The 14,971-nt window shown below is 64.5% G+C and carries 13 protein-coding genes and 1 other RNA gene; 8 read left to right on the top strand and 6 right to left on the bottom strand.

Annotated elements, in window-relative coordinates:
- Nucleotides 1–61: 61 nt before the first annotated feature.
- From ACFMPD_RS06395 to ACFMPD_RS06385, 3 genes are all read right to left on the bottom strand, one after another.
- The gene (locus tag ACFMPD_RS06395) at nt 62–406 is read right to left on the bottom strand and encodes a YbaB/EbfC family nucleoid-associated protein (RefSeq protein WP_380992964.1); all 345 of its coding nucleotides are present in this window, start codon (nt 404–406) and stop codon (nt 62–64) included.
- Between the two features lie 115 nt (nt 407–521).
- Nucleotides 522–2,273, bottom strand: a complete 1,752-nt coding sequence (locus ACFMPD_RS06390; RefSeq protein WP_380992963.1) for a DNA polymerase III subunit gamma/tau — start codon at nt 2,271–2,273, stop codon at nt 522–524.
- 67 nt (nt 2,274–2,340) lie between these two features.
- Entirely contained in the window at nt 2,341–2,715 is a 375-nt protein-coding gene (locus ACFMPD_RS06385) for a YidH family protein (protein ID WP_380992962.1), read from the bottom strand.
- Between the two features lie 107 nt (nt 2,716–2,822).
- Here ACFMPD_RS06385 and ypfJ point away from each other — a divergent pair, with 107 nt between their 5' ends.
- On the top strand, nt 2,823–3,677 hold the full coding sequence (gene ypfJ, locus ACFMPD_RS06380; RefSeq protein ID WP_380992961.1) for a KPN_02809 family neutral zinc metallopeptidase: 855 nt from the start codon (nt 2,823–2,825) through the stop codon (nt 3,675–3,677).
- 74 nt (nt 3,678–3,751) lie between these two features.
- Here the strand turns inward: ypfJ and ffs are convergent.
- Nucleotides 3,752–3,850: signal recognition particle sRNA small type (gene ffs, locus ACFMPD_RS06375), an RNA gene on the bottom strand.
- Nucleotides 3,851–3,900: 50 nt separating this feature from the next.
- On the bottom strand, nt 3,901–5,832 hold the full coding sequence (locus ACFMPD_RS06370; protein ID WP_380992960.1) for a bifunctional 2',3'-cyclic-nucleotide 2'-phosphodiesterase/3'-nucleotidase: 1,932 nt from the start codon (nt 5,830–5,832) through the stop codon (nt 3,901–3,903).
- A gap of 237 nt (nt 5,833–6,069) precedes the next feature.
- Between ACFMPD_RS06370 and nudC the strand changes: the two genes are divergently transcribed.
- Together nudC and ACFMPD_RS06360 are read left to right on the top strand one after the other, a co-directional pair.
- A complete protein-coding gene (gene nudC, locus ACFMPD_RS06365) occupies nt 6,070–7,053 on the top strand; it encodes an NAD(+) diphosphatase (RefSeq protein ID WP_380992959.1) in 984 nt (327 codons plus the stop codon).
- A gap of 39 nt (nt 7,054–7,092) precedes the next feature.
- Nucleotides 7,093–7,569, top strand: a complete 477-nt coding sequence (locus ACFMPD_RS06360) for an SRPBCC family protein (RefSeq protein ID WP_380992958.1) — start codon at nt 7,093–7,095, stop codon at nt 7,567–7,569.
- 36 nt (nt 7,570–7,605) lie between these two features.
- Here the strand turns inward: ACFMPD_RS06360 and ACFMPD_RS06355 are convergent, their stop codons facing one another.
- On the bottom strand, nt 7,606–8,439 hold the full coding sequence (locus ACFMPD_RS06355) for a prephenate dehydratase (protein WP_380992957.1): 834 nt from the start codon (nt 8,437–8,439) through the stop codon (nt 7,606–7,608).
- Between the two features lie 120 nt (nt 8,440–8,559).
- Between ACFMPD_RS06355 and ACFMPD_RS06350 the strand changes: the two genes are divergently transcribed.
- From ACFMPD_RS06350 to ACFMPD_RS06330, 5 genes are all read left to right on the top strand, one after another.
- Complete coding sequence (locus tag ACFMPD_RS06350) at nt 8,560–9,060, top strand: c-type cytochrome (RefSeq protein WP_380992956.1); 501 nt, start codon at nt 8,560–8,562, stop codon at nt 9,058–9,060.
- Between the two features lie 190 nt (nt 9,061–9,250).
- Nucleotides 9,251–11,152, top strand: coding sequence for an extracellular solute-binding protein (locus tag ACFMPD_RS06345; protein ID WP_380992955.1), 1,902 nt, complete (start codon nt 9,251–9,253; stop codon nt 11,150–11,152).
- 9 nt (nt 11,153–11,161) lie between these two features.
- The gene (locus ACFMPD_RS06340) at nt 11,162–12,247 is read left to right on the top strand and encodes a microcin C ABC transporter permease YejB (RefSeq protein ID WP_380992954.1); all 1,086 of its coding nucleotides are present in this window, start codon (nt 11,162–11,164) and stop codon (nt 12,245–12,247) included.
- A 1-nt stretch (nt 12,248) separates the two neighbouring features.
- Nucleotides 12,249–13,355, top strand: coding sequence for an ABC transporter permease (locus ACFMPD_RS06335; RefSeq protein WP_380992953.1), 1,107 nt, complete (start codon nt 12,249–12,251; stop codon nt 13,353–13,355).
- Nucleotides 13,352–14,929 (top strand): ABC transporter ATP-binding protein, encoded by a 1,578-nt coding sequence (locus ACFMPD_RS06330; protein WP_380992952.1) that lies wholly within the window; start codon nt 13,352–13,354, stop codon nt 14,927–14,929. The genes ACFMPD_RS06335 and ACFMPD_RS06330 overlap by 4 nt, the downstream gene beginning before the upstream one ends.
- The last annotated feature ends 42 nt before the right edge of the window (nt 14,930–14,971 follow it).

The raw sequence follows: 14,971 nt of genomic DNA, 5'->3' as shown, positions 1-14,971 counted from the left end.
CCCCCCCCCCCCCCCCCCCCCCCCCCCCGCCGGGCGAACCCGCAAGGCGGGTTCGCGGTTTTCAGAATGGCAGTTTCATGTCCTTTGGCAGCCCCATGCCCTCGGTCAGTTTGCCCATCTCTTCCTGGGCCTTGTCGCTGGCCTTTTGCTGGGCATCCTTGATCGCGGCCAAGATCAGGTCTTCCACGACCTCCTTTTCGTCGCCGCTGAAGATCGAGGGGTCGATGTCCAGCGTCTTGAGCTCGCCCTTGCAGGTGCAGGTCGCCTTGACCAGACCGGCACCGGATTCGCCGGTCACGATGAGGTTGTGCATGTCCTCCTGCAACTGCGCCATTTTGGATTGCATTTCCTGCGCGGCTTTCATCATCTTGGTCATGTCACCAAGCCCGCCAAGTCCCTTGAGCATGTGCTGTCTCCTGATTTGCTTGCGGCAACAGATACGCTCGCAGCCGGCGGCTCACAAGAGGGCGGGGCGCCGCGCGTGGCACCGACACAGAAAGGTGGTCCGTTTCGGTCTCACCTCAGCCGTCTTCGAACGGGTCCCATTCGTCCTCGACCTCGGGCAGGGCATCGGCCACCGCACTGGCGGCGATCTGCTCGGGCGTCCGGATGCCGGCGATCTGCGCCTTGGGAAAGCGCGCCAGAACCGCCTGCACCAGCGGATGCGCGTGGGCGGCGTCCTTCAGCGCCTTGTCTTCGGCATCGCGCAGCGCGGCGATGCTTGGCGCGCCGCCCTCGGCGACGACGCTGACGGCCCAGCGATTGCCGGTCCAGCCCTGCAACCGAGCGCCCAGGCGTTGCGCCAGGTCGGTGGGGGCGTCGTCGGCGGGCGCGAATTCGATACGCCCGGGCTGATAGCTGACCAGTTGCACCCCGGTCTCGACCTCGACCAGCAGTTTCACGTCGCGGTTGGCCCGGATCAGTTCGACCACGTGCTCGAATGTTGGAAAGCGGGACAGGGCGGTATCCGGAGAATCCGCCAGCGCCGGTTGCGCGGCCCCCTGACCGCCTGTGCGGGCCGAGGCGACAGCCGAGGCCCCCCCGCCCGCCGCAGGCGAACTTGCGCTTTGCGCAAGGCCACCCTTGCCACCGGGCGCGGGTGGCGGTGTGTCCTGCAGCTTGCGGATCAGTTCCTCGGGACTGGGCAGGTCCGCCACATGGGTCAGCCGGATGATCGCCATTTCCGCCGCCATCATCGCATTGGGCGCAGCAGCGACCTCTTCCAGGGCTTTCAGCAGCATCTGCCACATCCGTGACAGCACCCGCATGGGCAGTTGCGCCGCCATCGCGCTGCCCCGCGCCCGTTCATCGGGCGAGATGGTGGGATCGTCGGCCGCGTCCGGGGTAATGCTGACAACGCTGATCCAGTGGGTGATCTCGGCCAGATCGCGCAGCACGGCCAGCGGGTCGGCGCCAGCGGCATATTGCGCGCCCAGCTCTGACAGGGCCGCGGCGGCGTCGCCCCGCAGGATCATGTCCATGAGGTCCAGCACCCGGCCGCGATCCGCCAGCCCCAGCATCGCGCGCACCTGCTCGGCGCCGGTTTCGCCGGCATTGTGCCCAATCGCCTGATCCAGCAGCGACGTGGCATCCCGCGCCGAGCCTTCGGCGGCGCGGGTGATCAGCGCCAGGGCGTCGTCGCTGATCGCGGCGCCCTCGCTCGCGGCGATGCGGCGCAGCATGGCCAACATGTCTTCGGGTTCGATCCGGCGCAGGTCGAAACGCTGGCAGCGGCTCAGCACGGTGACCGGTACCTTGCGGATTTCGGTGGTGGCAAAGATGAACTTCACATGCGCCGGCGGTTCCTCCAGCGTCTTGAGCAGCGCGTTGAACGAGCTGTTGGACAGCATGTGGACTTCGTCGATGATAAAGACCTTGTAGCGCGCGCTGGCCGGGGCATAGGCGACCGTGTCGATGATCGTCTCGCGCACCGTCGCCACCTGGGTGTTCGAGGCCGCGTCCATTTCCATCACGTCGACATGCCGCCCTTCCATGATGGCGGTGCAATGTTCGCATTCTCCGCAAGGCTCGACCGTCGGCCCGCCGGTGCCGTCAGGGCCGATGCAATTCATCCCCTTGGCGATGATCCGTGCCGTGGTGGTCTTGCCGGTGCCGCGGATGCCGGTCATCATAAAGGCCTGCGCGATCCGGTCGGCGGCAAAGGCGTTTTTCAGCGTGCGCACCATCGCCTCCTGACCGACCAGATCGGCAAAGGTTTCGGGCCGGTACTTGCGGGCCAGAACGCGATAGGCAGGGGGGGATTGCTCGGTCATGTCGGCCTTTGGGGTCAGGATTCGCGGGGTTCAACCGCAGGTTAAAGTGCCGTGCGGGCGCCGTCCACTAGAGCAGCCACAGAACCGCGCCGGTGGCGATCGCGCCTGCCGTCAGAGCCACCGCCAGCATCGTAAAGCCCAGTGTCGAGACCGGCTCGGTCTCATGGCTGTCCAGCCGGGAAAGAGTCTGCCGCGCCCGATTGCGCGCGCTCCAGAAGATCACGATGGCGATGACCAGAAACAGGGTCGCAACCGCCTTGGCCACCCAGGTCGGCTCGAACGCCCCGAAAATCGCCTTCAGCCCCAGGGCCAGAGCCACCGAGGCCATGCCGGTACGCATCCACCCGGCAAAGGTCCGTTCATTGGCCTGGATGGTCCGGTCTTCGGCCCAGTCGGTGCGGTCCTCGGCCCATTGTTGCCGGTGGTCGTCATGGTCTTGCATCCTGATGTAAACGCCTTTCTTCCCCTGCGGGTCGTCACCGGAAACGAATCGACCCCGACAAGCGTTATCACGTAGAGTGTTCCTGTGGATGGAAAGTGAGAGATACCATGCGATTGACCGGGCGAAACCGCAGCCGTAACATCGAGGATCGACGCAGAAGCGGACTCCGACTGGGTCGGGGACGGGGCAAGGCCGTCGGCGGGATCGGCGGAGTGGGCCTTTTGCTGGTTCTGGCGATCGGCTATTTCGCCGGTATCGACGTGACGCCACTGCTTGAATCGCCGACCGCCCAAACCGGCCGGTCCTATGCGCCCTCCGCCGAAGAAGAACAGGCCGCCGATTTTTCGGCAAAGGTTCTGGGCACCACCGAAGAGGTTTGGGGCCAGGTGTTCCAGCGCCAGCTGAACGCCACCTATGCGCCGCCGGTTCTGGTGCTGTTTTCCGGTGTCACGCAAAGCCCCTGTGGCGGAGCCACGGGCGCCACCGGCCCGTTCTATTGCCCGGCGGACCGCAAGGCCTATCTGGACCTGTCCTTCTTTGCCACCCTGTCCCGGGAATTGGGGGCCGCCGGCGATTTTGCTGCGGCTTATGTGATCGCCCACGAGGTGGCACATCACGTGCAGAATCAGGTGGGAATTCTGGGACAGGTCGATCAGGCGCGGCGGCAGGCCAGCCCCCGGCAGGCCAACGCCCTGACGGTGCGGCTGGAACTGCAGGCCGATTGCCTGTCCGGGATCTGGGCCCGGTCGGTGCGCGGGCTGATGGACCGGGGCGATCTGCAAGAGGCGTTAAACGCGGCCCGGATGATCGGCGACGATCACCTGCAGCGCCAGGCGGGGCGGGTGCCGCAGCCGCACACCTTTACCCATGGTACATCCGAACAACGCGCCCGCTGGTTCCGCACAGGGTTTGACAGCGGATCGGTCGCGGACTGCGACACGTTCGGTACCGACCGGTTGTAAGGCGTCTTTGCCACGCACCACGGCGACGCGGTTGTGCAGGGACATGCGAAATAAGGAGAAGCGAAATAAGGAGAAGGTGAGAGGTTGGACATCGACCCAAGCGGGGCTCGTTGTGGCTGCTTCCTTCCGGATCTGACCAGGTTGGCGAGGCGCTCGCCCGCGCCAACCTCTCATCGTGCAATATAGAGGCGGCGGAACGGATTCGCAACGGGCGCGCGCGCCGTTACAGCGGTATTTTCAGCCGCAGAAAGCCCTTTGGCGTCAAACCGGCGGTGCGGATGCCGCGGTCGGGCAATTCGCCCAGATGGGCCGCTGCCCCCGGCCCGGTCAGGGCGGCCACCGTGGTGCCGGGCACCGGCACAAAGCGCCAGGGCGGGGGCGCAGCCTGCAGCGGGTCGGGACCGCTGCGCCCGGCGACATAATCCAGCACCACGTCGCAGATCTGCATTTCGGGCACCGGCACCGGCTCGATCTGCTTCAATGCTGCGAAAGGGCCGCCACCGCTGGCGCGATAGCTGTTCAGCGCCACGGCAAACCGGTCGCTGGCGTTGATCGCGTTGCCGGCATGGCAGGCATCGACAATGCGGCGGCTGTCCGGGTTTCGAACGCTGCCATCCGGATGAAACCGTGCCGGAACCGTCAGGTCGATCCGATAGCTGATTCCGTGCAGCACGTCGAAATCATGCCCGGGCAATGACCGGTTCACCAGGTGTTGGCCACAACTGCCCGGCACGATCTGGTGGAACAGGCAGGCGGACATTTCCAGCCAGTCCAGCAACTGGGCGCCGGTCACGATGGCGGCGCGCAGCTGATTGGGGAAGACATGCAAATCGGCGACATGGCGCCGCGACAACTGCCCGGCGGGCACGTCGGTGAAGAAATCCGGCCCGGCCCGCGCCCCGAACTTGCCCGGGGCGGTGGCCGACAGCAGCGGCAGACCCTGCGCGGCGGTTCCCGCCAGATGCGGGCGCAGGGCGGCCGCCTGGGCGGCGGCGACCAGCGCCAGCGCCCGATCCGGCGCAAAAAACGTGAAGTAACTGTGCAGCGGCTGGTCGCTTTGGCCCACGGGCCGGGTCATGCGCGCCCGGGTCTCGGCATGGGCCTTGGACAGCAGCCGCACCAGGGCCGGGTCCTCGTCCACCAGCGGTTCAGCGCGCCCGTCTGCGGCCCGCCGCGCGATCGGACGCAGCGCACAGGCGAAACTCGACGTTTCCCATCGGCGGTCCAGGCGGGCCACCAGATCCAGATCGATCACCCCAAGATGCGAGCCCGAGGTGCCCGCCATCACCACCGGTTTGCCATGCACCGCGCCGGTTTCGGCATCCACATGGTCCAGACCCAGATGGTCGGGGCCGGGCAGGTGCAGATGCGTATGTCCCGAAATCACGGCGTCTATGCCGTCCAGTGCTGCCAGCGGCAATACGGCGTTTTCCAGATCCGGGTGATCGGGCGCGGCGCTCAGGCCAGTATGGGCCAGCGCGACGATCAGATCGCAACCGGCGCCCCGCAGTTTCGGCACCCAGGCGCGTGCGGTCCGGACGATGGCGTCGGCGACAAGCTGGCCGCGCAGCAGATGCGAATCCCATTTCACCGTCTGCGGCGGCAGAAAGGACAGAACGCCGATGCGGATCGGCCAGTCCTGATCGCCACAGCGCAGCGTGCGATCCAGGATCGCAAAGGGCTCGAACCGGGTCTGCTGGCCCGGCTGGCGGGGCCGCAGATTGGTGCACAGTACCGGGCAGGGCGCCTGTTGCAGCGCCGCTTCCAGTGGCGCGAGGCCATAGTTGAAATCGTGATTGCCCAACCCGACCGCGTCATAGTTCAGCTCTCCGAAGGCGCGCATCAGAGGATGCGGGCGGTCGGTGTGACCGCCGGCGGCATCCGACAGCGGCGTGCCCTGCAATCCGTCGCCATTGTCAAACAGCAGGACCAGCGCGCCGTCCCGTTCGGCCTCGTCGCGGGCCTGTTTGATCAGGCTGGCGGTGCGGGTCAGTCCGACCGTCGGGTCCGGGCGGTCGGCGTAATAATCGTGGCTGGTCAGGTTCATATGCAGGTCGGTCGTCGCCAGCAGGCGCACATGCGCGCGGGTGCCGGCTGGAATCCGGCGCGCTTCAGTCACGTTTTCGCCCCCGGTTGGCAGCGAGATCAGGACCATCGGAGCACCTTTGTTTGCATTTTCGAAATTGCTCGCCTTATAAGTGTATGAAAACATGAGCCGCGATGTCAAAAAAAACCTGTTCAGGAAAGAGTTTGTGTCGGCGGTGATGCGGTTTTGCGTCGGGCGGGGCCGGAGGGCCACAGCCAGCCCGGCCATAGGCGCACCTGTCATGGGTGTGGTCCTGCGCCCCGCGATGCGCTAGCAGGCCAGCACCGGCAATCAGAGAGGCACGGCATGAGACGGGCGGAACAGGTGACCTTTGGCGGCTCGGGGCTGGACCGGTCGGCGCATCTGCGCGAGGACGCGGCGGCCCGCGCGGCGGCGCTGCGCCATCCGCAGGCTGCCGCCATCGTGCTGTGGCGGGGCAAACCGCTGGTGGCGGGCGACGAACTCGACCGTCTGGTGCTGCTGCCCTTGGATCACCCGCTGCTACTGGCCGATCTTGACGACGGCCCGGGCGCGCCGGTGTATCTGGGCCGGAACGAAGACGGCGCGCCGTATTTCGCCTGTGACGTCTCGAAATGGCAGCCCGACGATCTCGATCCGGCGGCGCTGGGCCAGTTTCTGGACACCACCCGGCAGATGCATCCGGATCTGCCGGCCGGGCAGGTCTTTGCAGAGCTGCGCGGTCTGATGGCCCGGCTGGACCCGCGCGACGGCGAGTTGGCAGTCACCGCCAAGGCGATCGTCGGCTGGCATCAGACGCACCGGTTCTGCGCCCGGTGCGGCGGCGTCAGCGAACCCGCGCAAGGCGGCTGGCAACGGCTGTGCCCGGCCTGCGACTGGCGGCATTTTCCGCGCACCGATCCGGTGGTGATCATGCTGATCACCCAGGGCAATGCGGTTTTGATGGGCCGCTCGCCGGGCTGGCCCGAGGGAATGTATTCGCTGTTGGCGGGCTTTGTCGAACCGGGCGAAACGCTCGAGGCCGCGGTGCGGCGCGAAGTCTTTGAAGAAGCGGGTGCCAGGGTCGGCGCCGTGTCCTATCTGGCCAGCCAGCCCTGGCCCTATCCGTCCTCGCTGATGATCGGCTGCGCCGGTCAGGCGGTAAGCCGCGAGATCACCATCGACCCGGTCGAGATCGAGGACGCCCTCTGGGTCAGCCGCGAAGACATGATGGCGGTCTTTGCCGGGGAACACCCGGTCCTGAAACCGGCGCGGCGCGGCGCGATTGCGCATTTCCTGTTGCAGAACTGGCTTGCGGACACGCTGGATTAGGACGTAAACACCGCCGGTGTTCACGGTACCGGGATTCACATGCAGTTTTCGAGCAAAGAAGATATCGACGCCCCGTTGGAGCAGGTCTTTGCGGCGCTGTCGCAATTCGACACAATGGAGCGTACGGCGCTTAGCCGTGGTATCGAGGTCGACCGGTTGCACGAGAGCGAAACGCCGCAGCCCGGTATGGCCTGGCTGGCCCGCTTTACAATGCGCAGCAAGCCGCGCGAGGTGCATATCGTGCTGGACGCCTATGATCCGCCCAACATGATGCTGTTCACGTCGGGAGCCCAGGGGCTGAGCGGACGGATGTCTTTGGAACTGATGGCCATGTCGGCGCGGCGCACGCGCATGTCGGTGGTGCTGAACCTGTCGCCCTCGACCCTGTCGGCCCGGCTGATCATCCAGTCGCTGAAACTGGCCAAGACCGGTCTGAGCAAACGCTTCAAGCTGAAGGTCGCCGATTTCGCCCGTGGACTCGAGGGCCGGCTGCAGGACGCGCCGGACCCGCGATAGGCAATCCGTCCCGGACCCGGGCAGCACAGTGCGGCGTCAGTACCGTCCCGGATCGGCCGGATAGACCCCCAGAATCTCGACATTGGCGGTGAAATAGTCCAGTTCGTCCATCGCCAGTTGCACGCCGGGATCGTCGGGATGGCCCTCGATATCGGCATAGAACTGGGTCGCGGTGAACGAGCCGTCCACCATATAGCTTTCCAGCTTGGTCATGTTGACGCCGTTCGTGGCGAACCCGCCCATGGCCTTGTACAGCGCCGCCGGAATGTTGCGGACCTGAAACACGAAACTGGTGATCATGCCGTGCTGGCCGCGTCGCGTGTTGTCGGCATCGCGTGACATGATCAGGAACCGCGTGGTGTTGTTGGACTGGTCCTCGATATGTTCGGCCAGCAGATCAAGGCCATAGATCTCGCCTGCCAGCGGACTGGCCAGCGCGGCCAGACCGGGATCGCCGGATTCGGACACGTGCCGGGCCGAACCGGCCGTATCGGCACCGGTGATGCGATGGATGCCGTGTTGTTGCAGAAATCCCTTGCACTGACCCAGCAGCACCGTGTGGCTCATGGCATGGGTGACATCGGTCAGCTTGGCGCCCGGAATGCCCAGCAGGTTGATATGCACCCGGACAAAGGATTCCTCGATGATATGCAGCCCGGATCGCGGCAACAGCGAATGAATGTCCGCCACCCGGCCATAGGTCGAATTTTCGACCGGCAGCATCGCCAGATCCGCCTCGCCGGTGCGCACCGCCTCGATCGCGTCCTCAAAGGTGCGGCAGGGCAGGGCCTCCATGTGCGGGCGCGCGTTGCGGCAGGCCTCGTGGCTGTAGGCGCCGGGCTCTCCCTGAAAGGCAATTCGGTTGGTCATGAGGCGGTTTTCCGTGCAACTGGGGCAAATTGGGCGATTGGTCGCGGTGTCTATACCTTGCCCAAGGCAAGGGAAAGGCTTAGACCTCGGCCCAAACAGATCAAATGGACACGCGACCAAATGGATACGATGACCTTTACCAAAGCGGCTGCCGGCGTTCTGGGCGCCTTGCTGGTTCTCCTTCTTTCCCAATGGGCTGCGGCGGGCCTGTATCATACGACGGGCCATGGCGAGGCCTCTTATGTGATCGAAACCGATTCGGGCGAGGCCGAGGAAGAGGTCGTCGAGGTCAGCTTTGAGGACATGATGGCCGAGGCCGATGTCGAAAAGGGCGCCAAGGTGTTCAAGAAGTGCTCGGCCTGCCACAAGCTGGAAGACGGCGCCAACAGCACCGGTCCGTTCCTCTATGGTGTCGTCGGCCGTCCGGTAGCCGCCGTTGCCGGCTTTGGCTATTCCGACGCGCTGACCGGCCTGGGCGGCGAATGGACAGCGGATCGTCTGAACGAATTCCTGACCAAGCCCAGCGACTATGCCTCGGGTACCTCGATGAGCTTTTCCGGTCTGAAAAAGATCGGCGACCGTGTGAACCTGATCGCCTATCTGGACAGTCTCGACGACTGATCCGGTCAACGCCATTGGCATCCAAGGCCGCTGCCCTGCGCAGCGGCCTTTTTCGTGCTGCGCGGGGCCTTAAATCATGCGATCACCGAGACCTCACATATTCTCAACTTGAACATTGCCGCATCGGACCATTAGCTTACGTCAACACAAGTTCAGGCGGCACAAGCCTGACCAACGGAGGATGAGCCAGATGATCCGCACCCTTACAGCTGTGCCGGTCCCGGCAACGGACCGCTTGCGTCGACTCGGCGTTATCGCGTTGTCGGTTCTGTTGATCGCGGTCGCCGGGCCGGGACGGGCCGAGGACACGGTCATCAAATCGCACGGCTTTTCGGAGTTCGGCGCGTTGAAATACCCGGCGGGCTTTTCCCATTTCGAATACGTGAACCCCGATGCGCCCAGAGGCGGCGAGCTGAGCTATGCCGCGCAGGGCACGTTTGACAGTTTCAACCCTTTCACGCGCCAGGGCCGGGCTGCGGCGCGGTCGGCGGACCAGTATGAATCCCTACTGTTCCCGTCCTATGACGAGCCGGCCAGCTATTATGGTCTGGTGGCCGAAAGCCTGGAATATCCCGAAAGCCAGGATTGGGTGATCTTCAACCTGCGCCCCGAGGCGCGGTTTTCCGACGGCACGCCGATCACCGCCGAGGATGTGGTGTTTTCCCATAACATCCTGCTGGACCAGGGGCTGCAATCCTATGCCGAAGCGGTGCGCAAGCGCATCCCCAAGGCCGAGGCGCTGGGGCCGCACCGGGTCAAGTTCCACTTTTCACCGGGGATCTCGCGGCGCGGGCTGATCAGCCAGGTCGGCGGCACGCCGATCTTTTCCAAGGCCTGGTTCATGGCCGATCCGGAAAACCGGCGGCTGGACAAGCCGCGCATGCAGCCGGGCATCGGATCGGCGCCCTATGTGCTGGACAGTTATGACATCAACCGGCGCGTGGTCTACCGGCGCAACCCCGACTATTGGGGCGATCACATCAACGTCAATGTGGGGCGCAACAACTACGGCAGGATCCGTATCGAGTATTTCAGCGATTCCATCGCCGCCATGGAGGCGTTCAAGGCTGGCGAGTTCACCTTTCGGCAGGAGAACAACAGCAAGAGCTGGGCCACCGCCTATGATTTTCCCGCGCTGAGCGACGGGCACGTGGTGAAACGGGAACTGCCCGACGGCAATGTGCCCAATGCCACCGGTTTCGTGATGAACATGGACCGCCCGCAATTTGCCGATGCGCGGGTCCGCGAGGCGGTGCAGTTGGCGTTCAACTTCGAATGGACCAATGAAAGCCTGCAGTACGGGCTGTTCCAGCAGCGCCATTCGTTCTGGCAGGGCACGCATCTGGAGGCGACGGGCCTGCCCGAGGGGCGCGAACTGGAAGTGCTGCAATCGCTGGGCGATGCGCTGGACCCGGCGATCCTGACATCTGAGCCGGTCAGCGCCCATGCCAGCAAACCCGCCCGCCAGACCGACCGCCGCAACCTGCGCCGCGCCATGGGCCTGTTGGATGCCGCCGGCTGGAGCGTCGGCGATGACGGGGTGCGCCGCAATGCCCAAGGGCAGACGCTGAAGATCGAGTTTCTGTCCGACGATCCGGTGCTGGACCGCATTGCCATGCCGTTTGTCGACAACCTGAAAACCATGGGGATCGACGCCAGCTATAACCGCATCGACAACGCCCAGTTCACCCTGCGCCGGCGCGAGCGCGATTTCGACATGATCTCGGGCGGCTATCGCACGTCGCTGCAGCCCTCGACCGGGCTGTATCAGCAATATGGCCAGGAGGCGGCGGCGTTCTCGGTATTCAACCCGGCAGGGATCAGCGGCCCGGATATCGAGGTCCTGATCGACAATATCGTGCAGGCCACCGAAGCGGACGAACTGACCGCCAATGTTCGGGCGCTGGATCGGGTTCTGCGCGCCAAACGGTTCATGGTGCCGACTTGGTATCTGGGCCGGCACTGGGTCGCGTTCTGGAACAAATACGCCTATCCGGAAAACCTGCCGCCCTATGCGCTGGGGGTCGAGGATCTGTGGTGGGTAGATGCCGACCGGGCCGCCGCGTTGAAATCCTCGGGCGCGTTGAGGTAAGCCGCCCCGATGGGAGCCTATATCGCAAGACGGCTGTTGCTGGTGATCCCCACATTGCTGGGCATCATGATCATCAATTTTACCCTGGTGCAGTTCGTGCCCGGCGGTCCGGTCGAGCAGATCATCGCCCAGATGGAGGGCGGTGGCGACGTGTTCGAGGCGTTCTCGGGAGGCGGGGCCGACGTGGAAACCCAGGCCACCGGCGCCAGCGACCGCTATGTCGGCGCGCGCGGGTTGCCGCCGGAATTCATCGCCGAACTGGAACGCGAATTCGGCTTTGACAAACCGCCGCTGGAACGGTTTCTGAATATGCTGTGGAACTATATGCGGCTGGATTTCGGCCAGAGCTATTTCCGCTCGATCGGGGTGATCGACCTGGTGCTGGAAAAGATGCCGGTGTCGATTTCCCTGGGGCTGTGGTCGACCCTGATCGCCTATCTGGTGTCGATCCCGCTGGGTATCCGCAAGGCGGTCAAGGACGGCAGCACGTTCGACACATGGACCAGCGGCGCGATCATCGTCGCCTATGCGATCCCCGGCTTTCTGTTCGCCATCCTGCTGTTGGTGCTGTTTGCCGGCGGCTCGTATTGGCAGGTGTTTCCGCTGCGCGGGCTGACCAGCGACAACTGGTCCGACCTCAGCCTGATGGGCAAGATCGGCGATTACTTTTGGCATATCGCCCTGCCGGTCATCGCCAGCACGATCTCGGCCTTTGCAACGCTGACCCTGCTGACCAAGAACAGCTTTCTGGACGAGATCAAGAAACACTATGTGATGACCGCCCGCGCCAAGGGACTGAGCGAGCGCGGCGTGCTTTACGGCCACGTCTTTCGCAACGCCATGCTGATCGTGATCGCCGGCTTTCCCGCGGTGTTCATCGGCGTGTTCTTTTCCGGCAGCCTGATCATCGAGACGATCTTTTCGCTGGACGGGTTGGGCCGGCTGGGGTTCGAGGCGGCGGTGGCGCGCGACTATCCGGTGATCTTCGGTACGCTGTTCATCTTTGGCCTGATGAGCCTGGTGGTCGGCATTCTCAGCGATATCATGTATGTGCTGGTCGATCCGCGCATCGACTTTGAAAAGCGGGAGGGCTGACATGGCGCTGTCGCCTCTGAACGCCCGCCGCTGGCGCAATTTCCGCCGCAATGGTCGCGCCTACTGGTCGCTCTGGATCTTTGCGGTGTTGTTCGGCCTGTCGCTGTTCGCCGAGTTCATCGCCAATGACAAGCCGATCCTGGTGCAGTATCGCGGCGAATACTTTACCCCGATCTTCAATTTCTACCCGGAAACCGCCTTTGGCGGCGATTTCCAGACCGAAGCGATCTATCGCGATCCCGAAGTCGCCTGCCTGATCGCGTCCGGCGGATCGGAACTGTGTTTCGACGATCCCGAGGGCATCATCGCCGCGGCCGAAACCGGCGTGATCGAGGGCGAAGCGATCCAGCGGGGATGGGCGATCTGGCCCCCGATCCGCTATTCCTTTAACACCACGGTGGATCGGCCCGGTGCCGCCCCCCTGCCGCCCAATGCGCAGAACTGGCTGGGCACGGATGACACCAAGCGCGACGTGCTGGCGCGGGTGATCTATGGGTTCCGGCTGTCCATCCTGTTCACCCTGATGGTCACCGGTGCGGCCAGCCTGGTGGGCATCGCGGCCGGGGCCGTGCAGGGCTATTTCGGCGGCTGGCTGGACCTGATCTTTCAGCGCCTGATCGAAATCTGGTCGGCCACCCCGTCGCTTTACGTGATCATCATCATGTTCGCCATTCTGGGCCGCAGTTTCTGGCTGCTGGTCTTTCTGATGGTGCTGTTTTCCTGGACCGGGCTGGTCGGCGTGGTCCGGGCCGAATTCCTGCGGGCACGCAACCTGGAATATGTCCGCGCCGCCAAGGCGCTGGGCGTGGGCAACATGACCATCATGTTCCGCCACATGCTGCCCAACGCGATGGTGGCGACCTTGACCATGCTGCCCTTTATCGTCACCGGCACCATCGCGGCGCTGGCCAGCCTCGACTTTCTCGGCTTTGGCCTGCCGTCCTCGGCCCCCAGCCTGGGCGAGCTGACATTGCAGGCGAAACAGAACCTGCAGGCGCCCTGGCTGGCCTTTACCGCCTTTTTCACCTTTGCCATCATGCTGTCGCTGCTGGTCTTCATCTTCGAAGGCATCCGCGACGCGTTTGATCCCAGAAAGACCTTTCAATGAGCCTGCTTGAGGTCGCAAACCTGACGGTGTCGTTCCGCCAGGACGGTAAGACCACCGCCGCCGTGCGCGGCGTGTCCTTTACCCTGGACCGGGGCGAAACCGTGGCGCTGGTCGGGGAATCCGGCTCGGGCAAATCGGTCACGGCGCTGTCCACCGTGTCGCTGCTGGGCGACAGCGCGCAGGTGGCCGGCAGCGTGACCTATGACGGCCAGCAGATGATCGGCGCGGCCGACAAGGTGTTGCGCGATGTGCGCGGCAACGACATCAGTTTCATCTTTCAGGAACCGATGACCTCGCTCAACCCGCTGCACACGATCGAGCGGCAATTGTCGGAATCGCTGGCGCTGCATCAGGGCCTGGCGGGGGCGGCGGCGCGGGCGCGCATTCTGGAACTGTTGACCAAGGTCGGCATCCGTGACCCGGAAACGCGTCTGGACGCCTATCCGCACCAGTTGTCGGGCGGTCAGCGTCAGCGGGTGATGATCGCGATGGCGCTGGCCAACAAGCCCGATATCCTGATCGCGGACGAGCCGACGACGGCGCTGGACGTGACCATTCAGGCGCAGATCCTCGATCTGCTCGCCGATCTCAAGGCGCAGGAAAACATGGGGCTGCTGTTCATCACCCATGATCTGGGCATCGTCCGCCGCGTTGCCGACAAGGTCTGCGTGATGAAGGGCGGCGAAATCGTAGAATCCGGTCCCACGGCGCGGATATTCGACAATCCCCGGCATCCCTATACCCGCAAGCTGCTGGCCGCCGAGCCCTCGGGTCAGCCCGATCCGGTCGCCGCCGATGCCGAAGAGATCGCCCGCACCGACCGCCTGCGGGTCTGGTTCCCGATCCAGCGCGGGTTTCTCAAGCGCACGGTGGGGCATGTCAAGGCGGTGAACGAGGCCAGCCTGAGCGTGCGGGCCGGTGAAACGCTGGGCATCGTCGGTGAATCCGGCTCGGGCAAGACCACGCTGGCACTGGCGATCATGCGGCTGATCGCATCCGAGGGCGGCATTACCTATCGCGGACAGGATCTGCGCGGCTGGAGCACGCGCGAATTGCGCCGGCTGCGGGCGGATATGCAGATCGTATTTCAGGACCCGTTCGGCTCGCTGTCCCCGCGCATGACCTGCCAGCAGATCATCAGCGAGGGGCTGGCCATCCACAAGGTCGATCCGACGCGCGACCCCCGGGCGCTGGTCGCCGAAGTGATGACCGAGACCGGGCTGGACCCGGCCACCATGGACCGGTATCCGCACGAATTTTCCGGCGGGCAACGGCAGCGCATCGCCATCGCCCGCGCCATGGTGCTGCGCCCCAAGCTGCTGGTGCTGGATGAACCCACCAGCGCGCTGGACATGACCGTGCAGGTACAGATCGTGGACCTGCTGCGCGACTTGCAGCGTAAATACGGTCTGGCCTATCTGTTCATATCGCATGACCTGAAAGTCGTGCGCGCGATGAGCCACAAGGTCATCGTGATGAAACAGGGCGATGTGGTGGAATATGGCACCGCCGGAGATCTCTTTGAGCGGCCCGAAACCGACTATACCCGCAGCCTGATCGCGGCGGCGGGATAGAGCCGCCACGCGCCGGACAGAGACTGGTCTAAATCGCTGCTG

Source organism: Sedimentitalea sediminis, assembly GCF_042687825.1.
In the GTDB taxonomy this organism is placed as follows: Bacteria; Pseudomonadota; Alphaproteobacteria; order Rhodobacterales; family Rhodobacteraceae; genus Sedimentitalea.
This window is presented reverse-complemented; position numbering and strand designations above follow the sequence as displayed.